Source organism: Sulfurimonas limnophila (genome assembly GCF_059705345.1).
Map to the genome: position 1 here is coordinate 1,521,438 of NZ_AP046127.1, position 19,789 is coordinate 1,541,226.

Annotated in this window: 23 protein-coding genes; 7 read left to right on the forward strand and 16 right to left on the reverse strand. The window is 31.9% G+C overall.

Annotation, left to right across the window (positions count from 1 at the left end):
• Positions 1-4 precede the first annotated feature (4 nt).
• From mshL to AC6H33_RS07720, 6 genes are read left to right on the forward strand one after another with little or no spacing between them, the layout of a single operon-like run.
• Positions 5-1,600, forward strand: coding sequence for a pilus (MSHA type) biogenesis protein MshL (gene mshL, locus AC6H33_RS07695; protein WP_497604307.1), 1,596 nt, complete (start codon positions 5-7; stop codon positions 1,598-1,600).
• Positions 1,597-2,412, forward strand: coding sequence for an AAA family ATPase (locus AC6H33_RS07700; protein WP_497604308.1), 816 nt, complete (start codon positions 1,597-1,599; stop codon positions 2,410-2,412). The genes mshL and AC6H33_RS07700 overlap by 4 nt, the downstream gene beginning before the upstream one ends.
• Positions 2,405-3,301: a hypothetical protein gene (locus AC6H33_RS07705; RefSeq protein ID WP_497604309.1), complete on the forward strand. Its 897-nt coding sequence runs from the start codon at positions 2,405-2,407 to the stop codon at positions 3,299-3,301. Before AC6H33_RS07700 ends, AC6H33_RS07705 begins: the two co-directional genes overlap by 8 nt.
• On the forward strand, positions 3,298-3,840 hold the full coding sequence (locus tag AC6H33_RS07710) for a hypothetical protein (RefSeq protein ID WP_497604310.1): 543 nt from the start codon (positions 3,298-3,300) through the stop codon (positions 3,838-3,840). The genes AC6H33_RS07705 and AC6H33_RS07710 overlap by 4 nt, the downstream gene beginning before the upstream one ends.
• 8 nt (positions 3,841-3,848) lie before the next feature.
• A complete protein-coding gene (locus AC6H33_RS07715) occupies positions 3,849-5,582 on the forward strand; it encodes a GspE/PulE family protein (protein WP_497604311.1) in 1,734 nt (577 codons plus the stop codon).
• Positions 5,582-6,829 (forward strand): type II secretion system F family protein, encoded by a 1,248-nt coding sequence (locus AC6H33_RS07720; RefSeq protein ID WP_497604312.1) that lies wholly within the window; start codon positions 5,582-5,584, stop codon positions 6,827-6,829. The genes AC6H33_RS07715 and AC6H33_RS07720 overlap by 1 nt, the downstream gene beginning before the upstream one ends.
• A gap of 35 nt (positions 6,830-6,864) precedes the next feature.
• Here the strand turns inward: AC6H33_RS07720 and AC6H33_RS07725 are convergent, their stop codons facing one another.
• A complete protein-coding gene (locus AC6H33_RS07725) occupies positions 6,865-7,575 on the reverse strand; it encodes a YebC/PmpR family DNA-binding transcriptional regulator (protein WP_497604313.1) in 711 nt (236 codons plus the stop codon).
• A gap of 97 nt (positions 7,576-7,672) precedes the next feature.
• Here AC6H33_RS07725 and AC6H33_RS07730 point away from each other — a divergent pair, with 97 nt between their 5' ends.
• Complete coding sequence (locus AC6H33_RS07730) at positions 7,673-8,164, forward strand: hypothetical protein (RefSeq protein WP_497604314.1); 492 nt, start codon at positions 7,673-7,675, stop codon at positions 8,162-8,164.
• On the opposite strand, the gene AC6H33_RS07735 is transcribed toward AC6H33_RS07730, so the two are convergent.
• The 15 genes from AC6H33_RS07735 to atpG form a co-directional block, all read right to left on the reverse strand.
• The gene (locus AC6H33_RS07735) at positions 8,154-8,885 is read right to left on the reverse strand and encodes a tRNA 2-thiocytidine biosynthesis TtcA family protein (RefSeq protein WP_497605984.1); all 732 of its coding nucleotides are present in this window, start codon (positions 8,883-8,885) and stop codon (positions 8,154-8,156) included. The two genes, AC6H33_RS07730 and AC6H33_RS07735, sit on opposite strands and share 11 nt — an antisense overlap.
• A 16-nt stretch (positions 8,886-8,901) precedes the next feature.
• Positions 8,902-9,594 carry a 5'-methylthioadenosine/adenosylhomocysteine nucleosidase gene (locus AC6H33_RS07740; protein ID WP_497604315.1) on the reverse strand — a complete coding sequence of 231 codons (693 nt, stop codon included), beginning with the start codon at positions 9,592-9,594 and terminating at the stop codon, positions 8,902-8,904.
• A gap of 8 nt (positions 9,595-9,602) precedes the next feature.
• Positions 9,603-10,319, reverse strand: coding sequence for a nitrilase-related carbon-nitrogen hydrolase (locus AC6H33_RS07745; protein WP_497604316.1), 717 nt, complete (start codon positions 10,317-10,319; stop codon positions 9,603-9,605).
• Between the two features lies 1 nt (position 10,320).
• A complete protein-coding gene (gene fabD / locus AC6H33_RS07750) occupies positions 10,321-11,259 on the reverse strand; it encodes an ACP S-malonyltransferase (protein ID WP_497604317.1) in 939 nt (312 codons plus the stop codon).
• A gap of 10 nt (positions 11,260-11,269) precedes the next feature.
• A complete protein-coding gene (locus AC6H33_RS07755) occupies positions 11,270-12,079 on the reverse strand; it encodes a Fis family transcriptional regulator (RefSeq protein WP_497604318.1) in 810 nt (269 codons plus the stop codon).
• A complete protein-coding gene (locus AC6H33_RS07760; protein WP_497604319.1) occupies positions 12,009-12,521 on the reverse strand; it encodes an FKBP-type peptidyl-prolyl cis-trans isomerase in 513 nt (170 codons plus the stop codon). The genes AC6H33_RS07755 and AC6H33_RS07760 overlap by 71 nt, the downstream gene beginning before the upstream one ends.
• A gap of 42 nt (positions 12,522-12,563) precedes the next feature.
• A complete protein-coding gene (locus AC6H33_RS07765) occupies positions 12,564-13,493 on the reverse strand; it encodes a tetratricopeptide repeat protein (RefSeq protein WP_497604320.1) in 930 nt (309 codons plus the stop codon).
• A gap of 3 nt (positions 13,494-13,496) precedes the next feature.
• Positions 13,497-14,027 carry an OmpA family protein gene (locus AC6H33_RS07770; RefSeq protein ID WP_497604321.1) on the reverse strand — a complete coding sequence of 177 codons (531 nt, stop codon included), beginning with the start codon at positions 14,025-14,027 and terminating at the stop codon, positions 13,497-13,499.
• 73 nt (positions 14,028-14,100) lie between these two features.
• Positions 14,101-15,351 (reverse strand): Tol-Pal system protein TolB, encoded by a 1,251-nt coding sequence (gene tolB, locus AC6H33_RS07775; protein ID WP_497604322.1) that lies wholly within the window; start codon positions 15,349-15,351, stop codon positions 14,101-14,103.
• Between the two features lie 3 nt (positions 15,352-15,354).
• Positions 15,355-16,017 (reverse strand): TonB C-terminal domain-containing protein, encoded by a 663-nt coding sequence (locus AC6H33_RS07780; protein WP_497604323.1) that lies wholly within the window; start codon positions 16,015-16,017, stop codon positions 15,355-15,357.
• A gap of 97 nt (positions 16,018-16,114) precedes the next feature.
• Complete coding sequence (locus AC6H33_RS07785) at positions 16,115-16,507, reverse strand: ExbD/TolR family protein (protein ID WP_497604324.1); 393 nt, start codon at positions 16,505-16,507, stop codon at positions 16,115-16,117.
• Positions 16,508-16,510: 3 nt separating this feature from the next.
• On the reverse strand, positions 16,511-17,077 hold the full coding sequence (locus tag AC6H33_RS07790) for a MotA/TolQ/ExbB proton channel family protein (RefSeq protein WP_497604325.1): 567 nt from the start codon (positions 17,075-17,077) through the stop codon (positions 16,511-16,513).
• 5 nt (positions 17,078-17,082) lie between these two features.
• Positions 17,083-17,475, reverse strand: coding sequence for an ATP synthase F1 subunit epsilon (gene atpC, locus AC6H33_RS07795; RefSeq protein ID WP_497604326.1), 393 nt, complete (start codon positions 17,473-17,475; stop codon positions 17,083-17,085).
• 16 nt (positions 17,476-17,491) lie between these two features.
• Complete coding sequence (atpD, locus tag AC6H33_RS07800; protein WP_497604327.1) at positions 17,492-18,886, reverse strand: F0F1 ATP synthase subunit beta; 1,395 nt, start codon at positions 18,884-18,886, stop codon at positions 17,492-17,494.
• A gap of 11 nt (positions 18,887-18,897) precedes the next feature.
• A complete protein-coding gene (gene atpG / locus AC6H33_RS07805; protein ID WP_497604328.1) occupies positions 18,898-19,785 on the reverse strand; it encodes an ATP synthase F1 subunit gamma in 888 nt (295 codons plus the stop codon).
• Positions 19,786-19,789 lie beyond the last annotated feature (4 nt).

Genomic DNA, 19,789 nt, shown 5'->3' on the forward strand with positions numbered 1-19,789 from the left:
TATTATGAAACTTATAAAAACAACAGTGTACTCAACTCTTTTAACACTTCTTCTCTCAAGCAGTGCTTACGCAGCAGATTGTTCTTATGAACTATTTAGCATTAGTTCTACAAAAGATACAAAGATAATTGATTTTATTGAACAGCTTAGTGATGAGTGTAACTTTAGTATTATAGTTACTGATCCAAATGCACAAAAATTTTTGGATACAAACTTAAACAAGACAAATCTAAACAACCTTACAATAGATGAAGTTTTAAACATTGTATTAAAAGAGAACAACCTAACATACACTCTTCAAAATAATCTACTCAAAATTTCATATCTTGAAACTAAAATGTTTAATGTTGATTACATTCTTTCACAAAGAAAAAGTGAATCAAAAACGAACATTACGCTCTCATCAGAAGGAGCAGGAACAGCTTCTGCAACAACTGGGACAACTGCTTCTACTTCTGCAAATGGCGTAGATGAAACAGGTGGCGGCTCAGCCGGTAAATCTGGTATGAATGTAAATAGCACTGATGAAGTTCAGTTTTGGCATCAACTAGATTTAGAGTTTCAAAGTGTTCTAAATAGACCGCAAGATGTTTATGTTGCTCAAGCACCTATTATAAACAAAAATGCTGGGATTATCACAGTTACTGCTACTATAAAACAGATGGAAAGATTTGAAGATTATCTTAAAAAACTTCAAGACAAAGTACAGCTCCAAGTTCTTATAGATGTTCAACTGCTATCTGTTACACTAAGTGATGGAAAGACAACAGGTGTTGATTGGTCACAGCTATATAAACTTCAAGATATTGACGTAAGTATCGATAAGCTTTTTCACAAAAATATAACAGAATTTGAAGATAATAAAATTACAACTGCAATAGCAGGCGGAGGTGCAAGTGAAAACTCTCATCTTATAAAAATAAGTGCTAGTGGGAGTTTAAACGAAGTTATTAAGTTTCTTAAAACACAAGGGGATGTTAGTTCGATATCAAATCCTAAAGTTTTAACACTAAACAATCAACCTGCACTTATTACAGCAGGGACTGAGTACTTTTATAAAATCATAAGTACTGAAACTCTATCTGGAACCACAAGCGGAACTCAAAGTACAAGTGAGGATTTACAATCAGTATTTGCAGGAGTCTTACTAGATATAACACCAGAAATTTCAGATGATGATATGATAACACTAAAGATCAACCCTTCTCTATCAGAAACTGCAACTGATATATCTACAATTGTTGGTGAAGACAGAACAATGCCTCCTGACCTTCGTCGTCGTCAACTCTCTTCTGTTGTAACTGTAAAAGATGGAAACCGTATTATCTTAGGTGGTTTAATTAATACTAGTAATAGTATAGATATAAATAAAGTACCTATCTTAGGTGACATTCCTGTACTAAACTATCTTTTTAAATATGAAAATAAATTAAAAATAACTCAAGAATTAATTATAGTAATTGAACCTCATATTGTTATCAAAGGTAAAGAGAACTTATCTCTATCAAAATTAGGTTATCAAGGAATGTCTGATGATGTTTTAAAAAACACAAAAGATGCTCTAACTACTACTACAAACAGCATAAAAGAGAATGAGTGAATCCAAGTATCTATGAAAACTCTAGAGATGTTTTTTTAGATACTGTTAATGCTAAAGACTACATCCAGCTTGAGAGAGTCTCCACTATCTACCAATCTCTAAAGGACTCTATAGAAAAACCACTCAAAATGGTTCTTCTGTATGGAAAGCCAGGAACTGGGAAAAGTATGTTTCTCTCAAGACTTTATCAGAACATGCTCCCTTTACAAAAAATATGCCTTTACAAAACTCCTATTTTAGATGAGAGTGAATTTTTTAAAATATTAGCTCAGGACCTATATGGTATAGCATATGAGGGAGAGTTAAATTTTACACAATTTATTAAAGTTGTAGAGAATAGAGAGCTTGAAGGAGCGATTGTCCCTTTAATACTTCTTGACGAAGCTCAACTTTACTCAACTTCAATGATGGAGAAGATAAGACTACTCTCAGATACAAGAAAAGTTAAGTTTGTTATAGCTCTTCACAAGACTGAAAAAGAAGATATTATCGCAAAAGAGCATTTTCAGACAAGAATTTGGGAGAGCATTAGGCTTGATAACTCCTCAAATTCAGAGCTAAAAATATATATTCAAAAGAAATTAATGAAAGTAAACTGTATCGATACCGCAAGTATGTTTACGCAAAAATCTATAGACCTAGTTCATAAACTAACTGATGGAAATTATAGAGATGTAAATAAGTTAATATATACTCTTTTTGATATTTACTCATACTATGCCAATACAAATCCAAATAAAATTAATAAGAATGAAATCTCAATTAAATACATAGAGATGGCTGCAATACACACAGGACTTATAGATGCTTAATGTGAACGACTTAGAATTAAGACATAAAAAATATAAAAAAAGCTACTACTATCCATATTTAATTGTTTTTGCCGTTGTTATAATAGTGCTTATGTCTGTTTTATTGTTTACTCTATACAATGAAAATTTAGAAATAAAAACAGAAGCAAGAAAAGAGCAAATAGTTATATCTACTAATTTGGATAAAAAAATTGAAACGCTAAAAGATGATACAAATAACACGCAACTTGTTTTTGAGCAGAATAGCTCACTAAAAGATGAAGTGGCACCCATACTAGAGATAAAAAAAATTGAAGAAAACAGTGGCTTATTAGAAATAAAAGAAGAGAAGATAGAAGAGACAAAAAGAGTTATACTAACTCCATCTTTAAATTTTATAAATAATATTGAATCAAACACTGTTATAAAAAATCAAACTCCTATCCTTTTAGATACAAAAGAGATTAAAGTTGAAAATATAGAGCCAATGACTGAAGAAGTTAAACATATAGAACAAAATATTGCACAAAAAACAATAGAAGTTATAGAAACAAAACCTGTTCACATAGAAGAAAAAAAAGGTTCTATCAACATAGAGAGAAAAGATGAAGAGAATGATATAGCAGATGTTATAAAAAGATTTAATATAAATCACAATCCAGCACTCAGTCTTTTCATAGCAAAAAAATATTATCAATTAGGCAATTGGGAACAAGCCTATAATTTCGCTCTAATGACAAATGATATAAACAACAATATAGAAGGCAGTTGGATTATATTTTCAAAATCACTTGTTAAAATGAATAAAAAAGAGTTGGCAATTGAGACTCTTAAGAAATATATCTCTTTTTCTAGTTCATCTCAGGCAAAACAGCTTTTAGATGAGATTACTTCAGGAAAATTCAAATGAAAATTTTATTAATTCTTTTAACTGCAATTATATTAAATGCAGATATCAAACAAGATATACTGCACCTTTATCAAAATAAAAACTTTGAAGAAGCCTGTGATATTGGTTTTAAAAACTTTAATGACAATTCAAAAGATGAAGAATATGTCTCAATTTACTCTTTTTCATGCTTAAATATTGACTATGTTGATCGTCTCTCGGTATCTATCACTACTCTTAAGTTCTCAAAAGAGGGAAGAGCGAATGCAACTTATTTTTCTACTATCCTTTTACAAAAAAAACTTCTATATTATGCAATGATTGATGATTATGATATTTCTAATTTAATTCTTCCAAAAACCGATTATGTACTCTCTAAAGTATTTGATTTATATGTAAAAAATGTAAAAGGTGAAAAAAAAGAGTTTTATTTTTTTGATGATGAAGATAATAACAATTTAAAATATAAACTATATGTTTTAAAAGATGATAGAATAGACAAGATAGTAATTGAGGAATTTTACAACTCAATTACTATAAAAAAACATATTTACTGGTAGGAAACATGATGGACAGAATTACGTCAGATTTATTGGCTAATGGCTCTATAATGAAGAGTCAGGTTGATAGATTAATTGCCAAAGGTCTTGATAGCAACCTAATCCTAAGAGATATTACAATATCTGGATTTATGACCATGGATAGGCTTGTAAGATTTATTGTAGATAAAATTCAAGCTGGAGAATACCATCTTTCTATCATAAACAATTATGACTATATTCAAGAGAAAGACATACTTGTAAAACTAGCTCAAAAGCAAAATGTTTTATTTCTTGATTTAGATTCAATAGATATGGATTATAGACTTATAGAAAAAGTCTCTCTTACACAACTAAAAAAATATTATGCATTCCCTATTTCAGAGGATGAGCTAAGCATAACAGTTGCTTTTTGTGATCCATTAAATATAGAAGCGCAAGAATCCATACAGAGATTATTTCCAAAAAAACCAATTAAAATTGCAGTAGCAACCAAACGACAAATTGATTCATATCTTTTTAAAGTGGAATTAAAAGACAGTATAAAAGGACTTGTAAAAAAAATTCGTGATGAACTAAACTCTATAAGTTCATTAGAGGAGCAACAAGAAGCTTCATCAATACTACTCTTAATCGATGTAATACTCAGCGCATGTATTAAAGACCGAGCTAGTGACGTACATATCGAACCTACAGAAAAAAACTGTGTTGTTAGAACACGTATTGATGGTAAATTAGTTGAGATATTTATATTTGAAAAAGATATATACCCTCCTCTTGCATCTAGGCTTAAATTATTAGCAAATCTTGATATTGCAGAAAAAAGAAAACCTCAAGATGGGCGTTTTTCTACAATGGTTGGTCCAAGAGAATACGACTTCCGTATTTCTACACTACCTATCTTATATGGTGAATCAATTGTTATGAGGGTTCTTGATAAGCAAAAAGCACTTGTAAAACTTGAAGATGCAGGAATGGATTCATTTAGTTATCAGAGATTTTTAAAAGCTCTACAAACTCCATATGGCATTATATTAGTAACAGGACCAACAGGAAGCGGAAAAACAACAACACTATACGGAGCGCTAAATGAGCTTAGAAATGTTGAAGATAAAGTAATCACAGTTGAGGACCCTGTTGAGTATAGAATGAATTTAATTCAACAAGTACAAGTCAATGCAAAGGTAGGTCTTTCTTTTGCAGCAGCTCTGCGCTCAATTCTAAGACAAGATCCAGATAAAATAATGATTGGTGAGATTCGTGATTCAGAAACACTAGAAATTGCTGTCAAGGCAGCCTTGACTGGTCACTTAGTTATATCGACTCTCCATACTAATGACTCAATAAGCGCAGTTACTCGTATGGTAGACATGGGAATAGCTCCTTATCTTATTAGCGGCTCTTTGGTTGCGATACAAGCGCAAAGACTTGTAAGAAAAATATGCACAAATTGCAAAACAGAAGACAGAGTTTCTGCATCTGCATTGGAAGAGTTAAGAGGATTAGCTCCAGCTGATAGTAAGTTCTATATTGGCAAAGGGTGTAGAGAGTGCAAAGAGACAGGTTATATGGGAAGAGAAATGATTTGTGAAGTTTTAGTTGTTAATGAAAAAATCTCATCTCTTATTGCTAAAAATGCATCCGTAGAACTAATACATGCTCAAGCGGTTGAAGATGGATTTATAGGCCTATTTCAAAATGGTATCGAAAAAGCCCTAGCAGGGGTAACAAGTTTAGAAGAAATTTTAAGGGTGGCAAAATAATGAAATACTTTGTAGCAACTATACTTACTAAAGGTAAAAAAGAGCAAATTGGAATGTATGCCGAGGATAGAAAACAGGCTAATGAGCTTGTTAAACTAAAGTATTCTGGAATTATTTTAAAAGTTTCAGAAGAGACAGAACCTCTTGAAGCTCAATTTAAAAGATTTAAAACAGATTTACTAAGCAATGTAAGAAAAAGAAAAATCAAACAAGATTCACTCATTGCTTCAATAAGACAGTTAGCTGTTATGACAAATGCTGGTATATCCATATATGATTCACTTAGTGAAATATCAAGATCAACAACAGATGAAACACTAAAACTTGTTTTTGGAAAACTAGCAGAAGATATTAACTCTGGACATTCGCTCTCTAAATCAATGAATAATTTTCGTTTTGAACTAGGAAATCTTGCAATAGCAATGGTTCAACTTGGTGAAAAAACAGGTAATTTAGATGATGCTCTATACTCTCTTGCAAATATGCTCGAAGAAATTCGTGCAAATGTAATAAAGTTTAAAAAGGCAATGGCATATCCAAGAAATGTAATGATAGCCATGGCAATTGCTTTTGTAATATTAATCTCCTATGTAGTTCCTAACTTTAAAACTATGTTTGAAAAATTAAATGCAGAGCTTCCTCTTCCAACGCTAATATTGCTAAAACTAGAGTATTTATTTAATAATTTTGGGCTCTATGTACTAGCTATTTTGTTTATATCATTTGTTATTTTTAAATATTTAATTAATAACTATAAAAATATAAGATATGGTTGGCATGAAGTTTTATTACGAACATATCTGATAAAGAACATCATAATGTTTGCAACACTAAGCAGATTTACTCTTGTTTTCTCAGAATTGATTAGAGCTGGTATTCCTATAGCAGAAGCGCTTGACACATCAATATCTATGATTGACAACCTTCCTCTGAAAAACAAATTATCCTCTGTTAGATTTGCTGTAGAAAAAGGTTCCGCACTTAATGTAGGGCTAGAAGACACAAAACTTTTTGAAAATATGATTATACAAATGGTAAGTGCTGGGGAAGATAGTGGTACGCTAGATACAATGATAGGTAAAGTTGCGGAGTACTACAAGATGAAATTTGATGCTATTATTGATGGTTTATCAGAATCTGTTGAACCAATTATGCTATTTATTATTGCTAGTATGGTTTTACTACTTGCTCTTGGTATATTTTTACCGATGTGGGATATGGGTAATGCAGTTATGGGTAAAAAATAGAAAATATTTTCTATTAACCCATAAAATTTTGACGCTTAAGCTATATTTGTAAAGACCTTTTGAACATCTTCATCATCTTCTAGCTTATCTATTATCTTATCTATGTCAGCTTGTTGTTCTTCGCTAAGTGATATTGGAGATGTTGCCATTCTCTCTAAATTTGCTTTTATAATTTCAATACCCATATCTTCTAAAGCGCTATTGATTGAACCAAAGCTTTTATAATCAGCACTGAGAATAACTATACCCTCATCTTCTTCTATCTCTTCTAGTCCAGCATCAATAAGCTCAAGCTCTAACTCTTCTATGTCCATTCCATCTTTAAGTAAAAACTCAAAAATAGCTTTTCTATCAAACATGAACTCCAAAGAGCCTTTAATAAGCATCTCTCCGCCATGTTTTGTTAATATATTTTTTACATTAGCAACTGTTCTTGTATTGTTATCAGTCATACATTCTATAAAAAATTGAACTCCATATGGAGCTTTTCCTTCAAAGCTAACTTCTAACATACTTGCGGTATCTTTTGCAGACGCTCTTTTAATTGCCGCTTCTATGTTGTCTTTTGGCATATTTTCAGCTTTTGCATTTATGATTGCTGTTCTGAGCCTTGCATTCATATCGGGGTCAGTTCCACCCTCTTTTGCTGCCATTGTAATAATTTTTCCAAGTTTTGGAAACAACTTTGACATTGCTCCCCATCTTTTTAATTTTGATGCTTTTCTATATTCAAAAGCTCTTCCCATACACTTTCCCCTGCCTGTTATATATGCTTTACTCTATTTAGACTGATTTTAAAATCAAAAATGTATAATAGCATAATACAATGTACTAGGAATTTAAATGCTCTCAAATTTTAAGATTAAAAACCATTTTTTCAATGCTTTTCGTGAGCTTTTTGTTCATCATCATGGCTCCCTAGAGTTTAGAGCAAAAATATTAGCACTTATAATTTCAGCAAATGAAGAGATAAAACCAGATAATTATACTATCGTTAAAAATATAGGAATGAGTATATATAAAGATGATGAAGATAGAGCAAATTTACTCATGCTATTAACAAAAGAACTTGTTTCTAGGGTAAAAGAGCATAATAGTCTTGACATTGACACTATTGTTGTAAATATTCAAAAAGAGCTAAAACTGACACCTAGATATGCTAAAAAAATAGATACAGCCTCTCTTGAACCACTTTTAAATATCTCACATAATAGCGATACTCTTGCTTATCAAAAAAATATGATAGAGTTTTTAGAATCTATAAAAGAAGAGACGCTTCACGATAAAAAATCACAAATTGCAAAAGATGAAGAGAGTCTTGAATCTAAATATTAAAGCTATCTTTATCAAAAAAGCTCTCTTTTGAGACGTTTTTAAATGAAGCATTTAAGCTTGTAAATAGGGTTGGAAACTCTTTTTCCATTTTAGAAAGCATCTCTTTTGTACTAGCTCTAGCATGTGGCATTTTTATATCAAATCTCATTGATGGACATGCTTCATCACCAATTGTTTCTATATTGTTATCATGAGCAAATGCTGCTAATTGTCGCTCTCTCATCTCAATAAGCGGACGAATAACAGTTACTCCCCTATCCGCTTTATATTTTGGAGCTAAACTTCTAAGCTGCCCATTATAGATAAAGTTCATAAAAAAACTCTCTGCTGCGTCATCCATATGATGACCTAGGGCTACTTTATTACATCCAAATTTTTCTGCTGCGGTATAAAGGGACCCTCTTCTCATTCTTGAGAAAAAACTGCAGAAGGATGAATTTTTTCTTATCTTATCCTCTGCAATATTATAGATATTTGTATCATAAACCTCATACTCAATATCATACTCTTTACAATGAGCTTTTAGTTTATCATAGTTTTCACCCATTCCATAAGAGATAGTCACCGCAATAAATTCGAACTTAAATGGGGCACGACGTTGTTGCTCTTTTAGTGCATGAACAAGTGTTAGCGAATCTTTGCCACCACTAAGACCAACCAAAATCTTATCACCCTCCTCTATTAAGTTAAAAAGAGCGTTTGTCTTGCCTAGCTTTGACATGATTTTTTTAGAAATTTTAATCTGCAAGCTTATCAACCATTTTTATTATAAACTCCGCACTCTCTTTTGCACTACTCTCTAAAAACTCATCAAAACTAAAACTAGCATCCATATCAGCTGCATCACTAATTGAACGAAGAATAAAAAATGCTACATTTAAAGCGTTACAAACAACCGCAACACTTCCACCTTCCATCTCAAGAGCATCTGCACCAAATGTCGTTCCTATCCAGTTTTTTCGCTCTTCATTAGCTACAAACTGGTCTCCAGTTGCAATGATTCCCTCTTGAATATTTTTACCCATTTCAGATGCTACTATCTTGCTTATTTCAATCATCTCTTTATCTGCTTCAACAAATACAGATCCCCCAGGAACATAACCATATGGATGTCCAAAAGCAGTAATATCTAGATCATGTTGAGATAGTTTTGTTGCAACAATAAGATCTCCAACTTTTAAACTACTTGATATAGCTCCAGCAACTCCTGAAAAAAGTAACTTAGTAGCCCCAAAATGTTCTATCATAGTTGTAGCTGTTAGAGTTGAAAATACCTTTCCGATCTTACTATAAGCAATAACAAGTTCAATACCCTTATATGTAGCTTCATAATAACTATTCCCCGCATAAGCTGTTGTCTTATATGTACCTATCTTCTCCAATATCGGAGAGATTTCCTCAGGCATTGCACCCATTATCGCTATTTTCATATCTGTCCTTATATCTCAAATGTTTTAACTATTTTCTCATATCTTGGTAATTTATGTATAATTTGCGCATTTTCATCAACAATACAACTTCCACCCCAAAAACCAAGACCATCTTCAAAGCCAACTCTATTTACAAATATAAGTTTTGCTTTACACTCTTTGGCAACACTCTTTACAATCTCATACCACTTGTCTTCTATCTCTAGCCCATCATCGCTAAAGCCACGAGCTGGAGAGGCTACAAGAGCAATAATATAATTAGGATTTTCATTTATTAAATCTTTATGGACGCTTTTATGCCATAAATCTTCACAAACTACCATAGATATTTTCAACTCATTGTTTAAAAAACTCTCAAAAATATCTCCTGCTAAAAAGTATCTAGCCTCTTCAAACATCCCATAATTAGGTAAATGAACTTTGTAGTGATTTGATAAAAGTTTGCCTTTTGAAAAGTAGAGTGCAGCATTTCTAAAGTTATCTCCATCTCTAATTGCAGCACCAACTACTATATCAATATCTAAGCTTAAATCTTTAAAAATATTCAACTCATCAATAAGCCAAGCATCTTCATATAACTTATCTTGGAGCATATAGCCATTAAGTGATAATTCTGGAAAAACAATCAAATCACTCTCATCTTTATATGCACTAATTATAGATATAGCCTCCTGTAAGTTTGAACGATTTAATTTAGGTGCTATTTGTGCTAAAGTTATTCTCATACTAGTTACAAATTTGCTCAACTACTTCAAGTAAAGATTTCATGTCTGAGATAGTATATGTCTCAAGATCTGGTGCTATTCTTTTATTTAATCCTTTAAGGGTAGCTCCATTTCCAAACTCAATTGCAATATCTACACTATTTACAATATTTAAAATTGATTGTTTATACTTAACTGGCTTTATTAACTGCTCAGTTAAAAGTTCAATTGCTTCTTTTTTTGTTGAATATGCAGCTGTTGTTACATTTGATATAACTGGAGCTTCAAAATTATCATGTATCATGCTCTCCATTAAGCTTTTTAGAGGAATTTGTGCTGGAGATAATAGTTCGCAATGACTAGCAACTGACATATTTAATAAAAGTGCTCTTTTTGCACCAGCATCTTTAAAAGTCTGTTCTAATGAAGCCAAGTCACTTTTCATTCCAGCAACAACAAGCTGTCCATCTTGATTATAATTAGCTGGCCAAACTTTTTTACCTTCTTTTTGAGCTACTTCACAAATATTCTCAACACTATCATCATCTAGGCCCATAACTACCATCATCCCAGCTTCTATATCCGAACATGCATCTTGCATAAGCTGTCCACGTCTATGAACTAACTCAACAGCATCTACATATTCAATCGCTCCGCTTGCACACAATGCTGAAAATTCACCCAAAGAGTGTCCTAAGAAAAGTTCTGCCTTTATATTTGGGCACTTTTCCTTAAATAGACGATAAGCAATCATCTGTATAAGAAGTATAGATGGCTGTGTGTATGCTGTTTGAGATAAAAGATCATGCTCACCAAATATTAACTCATCAAAATTAAGTCCAGCTCTTTTTCCAGCTTCCTCAAACATCTCTTTTGCCAATTCTGAATTTTCATAAAAATCCCTACCCATTCCGGTTGCTTGTGAGCCCTGCCCAGCAAAAATCATTGCTATTTTTTTCATTTATGTCCTTTTATAAATATTTATCATTTTCTGATATTTTTTTTCTTAACGTGTTTCTATTTAAACCAAGTTTATCTGATAGTTGTAGTTGTGATTTAAATTTTTGAAGCCCTGCTTTTATTAGTGGTACTTCATAAAGATGTAGAAAGTTTTTATAATCACTATTGGAACCAAGTTTTTCAAAAAGATACTTTTGAATAATCTCCATTAATTCATTCTCATTAATATTTTGAAGCAAATATTGTATCATTATTTGTTTTTTTAGTGAATGAGAATTTTTACTCAAATCAGGGTTAATATTGGTAATTTTTAACATTTCTGATGCACCAAATAAAGAAACTGCTTCATTTATATATTTATCAATTAAAAAAGAAACATCTTCTGGTCTCTCTCTCAATGATGGTATATCAAGTTTAATGCTAAAGACCTTATCAACAAAGTCATTTTTATATAAATTAGATGCTGTTGCTACAATTCTTATACTACGTACTGTAACAATATCTAAAATTTTTTTTATATTAGGTGAGTTTTCTAAATTAGTAATAATTACACTATTCATGCTATCAAGAGCAAGTAATAGTTCATCATAATTTGATGCATCAAAAATTATTGCATCTGGAAGTATATAGCTAGCTAAACTCTTCTTTCCAACACCACTTTCTCCAATAATAAGAGCATTTACACTAAGTGATTTTAAAAGAGTAGCTGTTTTAAAAGCTTGCGTCCAAGAAGCAGACGCATTTATATGTTTAGCATCCACAACCCGTGCCACCGCCAGTGCCACAACAATCATCTTGTTGATTTTCTGCTGGTATACCACTCATTAATTCCTCAGCAGATGCTTCTCTAATATTGTTTACAATAACAAGAAAAGTTAGCTCTTTTCCAGCCAAAGGATGATTAAAATCTATAATAACGTTTTCATCTCCTATCTCTTGCACAACTACCTGAACAGTACCACCATCTTCGCCTTGACCGTATAGAGTCATTCCAACATCTAAATCAATTCCTGCAAATTGATCTTTTGGAACCTCTTGCTTAGCTTCTGCATTATACTCTCCATAAGCATCTTCAGCTTTAACAACTACATTAGCTTTTTCTCCAATAGACATATTGGTAATTGCATTTTCTAAACCTGGAATAATTTGACCTCTACCAAACATAAAAACAAGCGGAAGTCCGCCAATATTACTATCAACTACTTTTGTTCCATCATTTACTTCGTATTCAATTGATACGATTTTATCTTTTTCTATTGCCATACAGTATACCTTTTAATTTATTTTGTAGATTCTATCAAACTATTATTTTATTGAGCTTAATTTCTTTTTTGCAATATCTGCTTGTTTACTTTCTGGATATTGACTTTTAACAGCGCCATAAAAAATTTCAGCATTTTTTTTATCACCACTTTTCTCCATGGAGATTGCGGTATGAAGGAGAAGCGTTGGCATATAAGTAGCCTTATCATAAAGCGTTGCACTCTTTTTAAAATATGCTATTGCTTCAGAATAGTTATTGCTATAATATTCAATTTCTCCAACCATATAATGAGAATATGCAGGTTTATAATTTTTTTCAACTAGCTCTTTATAAAGTGCTATTGACTCTTTATAAAGTTTTTTATCATAAAAATCTTTTGCTTTTGTATCAATTTCTGCTGTTGATAACTCTTTATTTTGTGTACTTTGTGTACTTTTTGCTTTTACTGGTGTCTTTAACTCTTTTGCAATAAGATCTTTAAACTTATTTACATCATTTACCAATGAATTAAATTCGTTTTTAGTAATGTAATTTTTATTTATTACATCAATAAGCTTAGAGATCTCAGCAAGTTGAAGATTTATTTTTTCAATATCTTTACTGTTGACTTGGATTGATTCCATTACACGTTTATCATATTCGCTCTTATTGTCTCTCTGAAGTGATATTTCATTTTCATTCGACTTAAGTTTGAGTTGATTTTCACGACTTGTAGAACTTATTGTTTCAATTATTGTTTGAAGTCCATCTATTCTTTCTCGTAAGGAGTCAACTTCATTTGCTTGATTATTGCTTTTTACAACAACTTTTTGAAGATTTTTTTTAGTTTCAAGTAGTGTTGCCTCAGTGGAAGAGAGGCCATAAGGATTTGGATTATTCAAATTACCAGCACCGAACGCTGATGGTTCGGCACTAAGCAAATATGAAGGTAAGATTATTGCTAATAAAGCAATTATTTTACTATTATTCATTAATTATGGTAAAAGTTTAAAGTCAACTCTACGATTTTGTGCCCAGCACTCTTTTGTTTTGTCTGTACAAGCTGGACTACTTTCGCCAAAACTTACCATAGAAACACGATTTGCATCAACACCTTCAGCAACTAATGCCTTTTTAACTGTTTCCGCTCTTTTTAATCCTAAAGCAAAGTTATACTCATCACTACCCCACTCATCACAATTACCTTCTAGTTTTACTAAGAATTTACTTGCTTTTGAATTTGCGATTGAAGCATCAGCTGAAAGATTTGCTTGCATATCTGCTTTAATACTAAATTTGTCAAAATCAAAATATATTGTTTTTAACTCTTTTTCAATTCTTGCCATATACTCTGCTGCAGTCTCTGAATTACTTGCAACTGGAGCTTTTACTGATGGAGCAGATTTTACTGGAGCAGCTTGTTCTGCAACAGCACCATCATTAGCATCAACTTGAGGATCTTTATCTCCACATCCACTTAAAACTAAAAGTGCTGCTACAGCACTTGCTAGAACTATACTTTTCATTCTTTACTACCTTATGTTTTTATTTTCGCAATTATACCTAAATAAAATTAATTTTTATTTATAAAATATTATTTTACCAATCAATTGATTGAATTTTACCAAACTGTAACGGAAAAAGATAGTTTTTATTATGATTTAATCTAATTATTCCAACCGAACTTTGTGATTGATAATTTTTAACAAAGATGATTGCATCACCATCTATAGAAAATTTTGGAAATTCATTTACACCAACAGCAGTAAGTCTTCTAATGAAATCACTCTCCATTGAAACTAAATGTAAATTAAATGTATTATTTGAAAATGAATCTGAGCTCTCTCTAGCTTTATATACTACATACTTGCCATGAACACTGCATGCAGAATTGCTTTTTCCATAATAAACCATCTGTGCAACACTGCCAGAATTTATATTTAGAGAAAAAATATTTGGATATCCTAATCTATCAGAAACAAAAATAATACTATCGCTTCCCATAAATTGTCCACTAACATCAATACCGCCATAGTTAGTCAATTTTTTTGTATTTTGCGTTTTCACATCATATATAAATACATCTGGTTGACCGTTTGGTGCCATTGTAAAAAGCAACTTTGACCCATCTTCGTTTACATCAGAACATATCATCATTCCATCAGATGATTTAATAACTTTACTTTTTCCAGTTTTCAAATCTATATGCTTAAGTGTTGGCTTTGTTTCATTAAGAGAAGTGTAATAAAAAGCACTTTGCTCTTTATTTGACCATTTTGGAAAAAGATTGAAACCACCTTTAACTACAACATGTTGGTATGTTAAAGTATAATCTGTAACTACTAATTCGCTTCTTTGTGGAGATATCATTCTTGAAAAAATAACTTTTCTTTTAATCCACTCTACTGGGCTTTCTCCCATAAAATTATTTATATCATATGCTATTGTATGAGAAACAAACATATATATGTCAGAACTATTAACTTTATAATTTTTATTAAAAACTACATTATCTTTACTGATAAGTTTCATTTCAAGACTCAATGAATTGCTATCATCTTGACTTAATTTATACCTTAATACATAATTCATATCTTTATTTTCAACAAGAACACTACTTGCATCAAAATTAACATTTCTTTGAACTCTATCTACATTAAAAATTGATAGCACATTTAAATCTGCTACAAGTGATTTAAAAAACTTAACTTTAAAAGTAGAATCATAACTTACTGATGCATCTTCTAATGCAATAGAAGGTAGTGTATCGGCTTTTTTTATAACATCAATAGTAGCATCATTTGCAAATATAGATATCATAATTAATAAAATTGAAATTATTATTTTCAAAGTTTACTCCTGCGAAATTAAATTTATTACGTAAGTACCTGATTTGTTGTCAGGATTTTTTGGAAAAAGAACATTTATTAATCTTCCTTTTATTTTGTCACATTCACTATTAAAACTATCACTATCAGAATATGTAAGTATCCTAAAATCAATAACTTTTCCAAATGAGTCAAGCTCTATAACGGCTTTTATCATTTTGCCTTGAGAATTTTCTGGCGGTGTGAAGTATTGATAAACAATTGCTTGAATATTAGCTAAATATTCGTTTACTTCAGATCCTGTTGAACTTTTAGAACTTTTTTCGGACTTATCTTTAGAGTTCACTTTTTCTATTTTACTACTTATTGATTCTACTTTATTTTCTGTGGATTTTTGACTTTTTTTAGATAGCTCTTGAGCAACTCTCTTGTCAAGCTCTTTTTCTATTTTTTTATCTTCTTTTTTAATGTCTTTAGTCCAAACTTGGCTAAATAAGTTATCAATATTTAACTCTTTTTTTTGAGGGGTTGTTTCAGTTTTTTCTTGCGGTTCTTGATTTACAATTGGTTTTTCAACCTCTTTTACAACAGGCTTATCAACGGCTTTTTTTACATTTGTAGATTGAACACTTACCATATCTAATGAAACGGAAACAAAGTCATCTTTTTTTAATGCATAACTTTTCATATCCTTAGATACAATAATAGCTATAAAAAAAACTACTGTAAAAAAAGCAAAAAGAGATAGCGATATAAAACCGCTAATATAAAAGTAGGAGTCCTTGTTAACCATTAGTAGCTAATGAAACCTCAATAAAACCAGCTTGCTTGACTGATGCAAGAACAGACATAACAACACCATAATCTAAACTCTTATCTGCACTTATTAAAACAGTCGCTTTTAAATCTAATTGCTTTGAATAAAGAAAAAAATTATCTAAAAAAGCATTTAATTGAAAATTGTCTTTATTCACTTTTAAGTTTTTATCTTTGTCTATAGTGATGTGAACAGGTGGTATCTTTGATAGTGATTTTGTTTTTGAGCTCTGAGGAAGATTTATTTTCTCTTCATATATCATATTTGGTGCAATAACCATCATAATCGCTAAAAGCACTAACATTACATCCACCAAAGGAGTAATGTTTAATTCAGGTTTTTCATCCCAGTTATAAGCCATCTGTTATACTTTTCTTGCAAGAATTGCATCGCTTTGCATTTCAAGAAAACTGATTAATTCAAATGTTTTTCGCTTGAGTATTTGATGATACGTATATGCAAAAATTGCAACAAAAATACCTGCCGCAGTTGCGACCAATGCATCAGAAACACCAGCAGCAATAACTGACATACCGCCACTGCTTTGTCCTATATGTGTAAATGTATCCAATATAGAGACCACAGTTCCAAAAAGCCCAATAAAAGGAGTAGTAGATGCAAAAACAGAAAGGATAGATAGGCCTTTTGTAGCCTCTTTTGTTGCTGCTTGTAATCCTAATGACAATATATCTTTATTAATATTTGAACTTGATCTCAAAAAACTATTTAAATATGATTGTGGACTTACAACTGAAGCTCCCATTAGAAGACTCTCAAGAGATCTATTCTCAATTTCGAGCCAACTATTTATAGAGAGGTATCTGTAGAAAAAAACCCAATTTAGCACTATAAAATATATAGCTAAAAGAGTTAATACACCCAACGTAACTGGATGACTTTTTATATAAAAATCAATAATTTCGTTAATCATTATATTTACAGTAAATTATGAGCAGCCGACTCTAATCTTGCAGTAACAGTAGCTATTGCAGGGTTATTATCTTTAATTGATTCAATAAGTTCTTTAGCATCGCTAAGAGCTTTCGCAACACTGTTTTCATTGTCACCACGAATTGCTACTGCACCTTCAACTAACACTATAACTTTTTTCTCATCAACTTGGACAACACCCCAGTTAATAAGAATTGATTCGACTGATTTATCTTCTTTCTCTATATCAATTACACCAGCCTCAAGCAGTGTAGTTAACGATGAATGCTCTGCTAAAACACCAAACTCGCCCTCTTCACCAGGAAGAGTTACACTAACGGCTTCACCATTATAGATCACACCATTAGGAGTTAGTATTTCAAGTTTTAACTTATTCATATCAGTCCTTTATGAATTACTTAATTTTTTGAGCTTTTTCAATAGCCTCATCAATACCACCAACCATATAGAAAGAACTTTCTGGCATATGGTCACACTCACCACTTAGAATCATTTTGAAACCTTTGATAGTGTCAGCTAAAGAAACATATTTACCTGGAGAACCAGTAAATACTTCAGCAACGAAAAACGGTTGAGACAAGAATTTTTCAATTTTACGAGCACGTTCTACAACATTTTTATCATCTTCAGAAAGTTCATCCATACCAAGAATCGCAATAATATCTTGCAAATCTTTATACTTTTGAAGTGTTTGTTGTACACCACGAGCAACACCATAATGCTCTTCACCTAAAATTTGTGGATCAAGTAATCTTGAAGATGAATCCAATGGATCAACTGCAGGATAGATACCTTTTTCAGCAATTTTACGGTTAAGAACAGTTGTTGCATCTAAGTGAGCAAAAACTGATGCTGGAGCCGGGTCAGTTAAGTCATCCGCAGGTACGTATACAGCTTGAACAGATGTAATTGAACCATTTTTTGTAGATGTAATTCTATCTTGAAGTGCACCCATTTCACGAGCAAGAGTTGGTTGGTAACCAACAGCTGAAGGGATACGACCAAGAAGTGCAGACATCTCTGAACCTGATTGAGCGAAACGGAAGATATTATCAACAAACATCAATACATCTAGACCTTTTTCATCTCTAAAGTACTCAGCCATCGTAAGACCTGTTAGTGCAATACGGTTACGTGCTCCTGGAGGCTCACTCATTTGACCATAACACAGTGCAACTTTATCCAAAACGTTAGAATCTTTCATCTCGTGATAAAGGTCATTACCCTCACGAGTTCTCTCACCAACACCAGCAAAAACAGATAGACCGTCATGCCCCATTGCAACGTTATGAATAAGCTCCATAATGATAACTGTTTTACCAACACCTGCACCACCGAACAATCCAACTTTACCACCTTTTGAATATGGTGCAAGTAAGTCAACAACTTTGATACCTGTTTCAAACATCTCTGTTGTAGTTGATTGCTCAACTAAAGCTGGAGGCTGACGATGGATTGACCACATTGGAGCATCAGTTACTTGTTCACCGTCATCGATAGTTTCACCAATTACATTGAAAATACGTCCAAGTACTTTCTCTCCAACTGGGACTTTAATTGGAGAACCAGTAGCTGTTGCATCCATTCCACGAACTAAACCTTCACTCATATCCATTGCAATCGTTCTAACACGACCGTCACCTAAGTGTGCTGCAACTTCAAGTACTAAACGAGTTTGTGTACCTTCTAAATTTATACTAACTTCGATTGCTTCATTAATTATTGGAAGATAACCATCAAAATCAACATCAACAACCGGGCCCATAACCTGGCTAATTTTACCAATCATATTTTTCTCCATTATTTCATAGACTCCACACCACTTATAATCTCTATAAGTTCTGTTGTAATAGCTGCTTGTCTAGCTTTATTAAATTTAACATTTAATGACTTAACCATATCTTTTGCATTGTTTGTAGCCGTATCCATTGCTTGCATTCTAGCACTATGCTCAGCAGCAACAGAATCTATTAGTGAATAGTACATTGCATATTGTGCATATCTATTTACTAAAGAATCCAACATCTTCTCTTCATCTTGAGCTTCAACTTCAAGCATTGATTTTTCTGCTTCAGTACATTCAAATTGAGTAGCATCTACCGGCAATATTTTGCTGATATGCAACTCTTGTGTTATCATGTTCTTGTAACCATTGTATACAAGGTAAAGAGCATCTACTTTTCCATCTTTAAAATCTTCTATTGAAGTCAAGATAAATTCATCAGAAATCTCTTTATCAGGTTTTGAACTAAGATTTGCAACTGAGTCAAAAAGTTCAACTTCATTGTATTTAAAAAATTCAATTCCTTTTTTACCGATTCCACGTAAACGTACTTTTACATTTTTTGCTTTGTACTCTGCTAAAAGTTTTTTAACAGCTTTAATAGTTTGAATATTAAATCCGCCACATAAACCTTTATCAGCAGTTACAAAAATAATGTCAATCGTTTTTGGATTTTCAATCTCTAAGAAACAGCGATTGTCAATTCCTCCAACTTTATTGCATTTGATACGTCCAGCAATTTCGGCAATTACCTGATTCATTTTTGCAGCATATAGACGAGAGCGCTTTGCAAGCTCCTCAGCACGACGAAGTTTTGCAGTTGATACAAGCTTCATTGCACGAGTCGTCTTTTGAGTATTAGAAACACTCTTAATCTGTCTTTGAATATCTTTCAAGTTTGCCATTAAG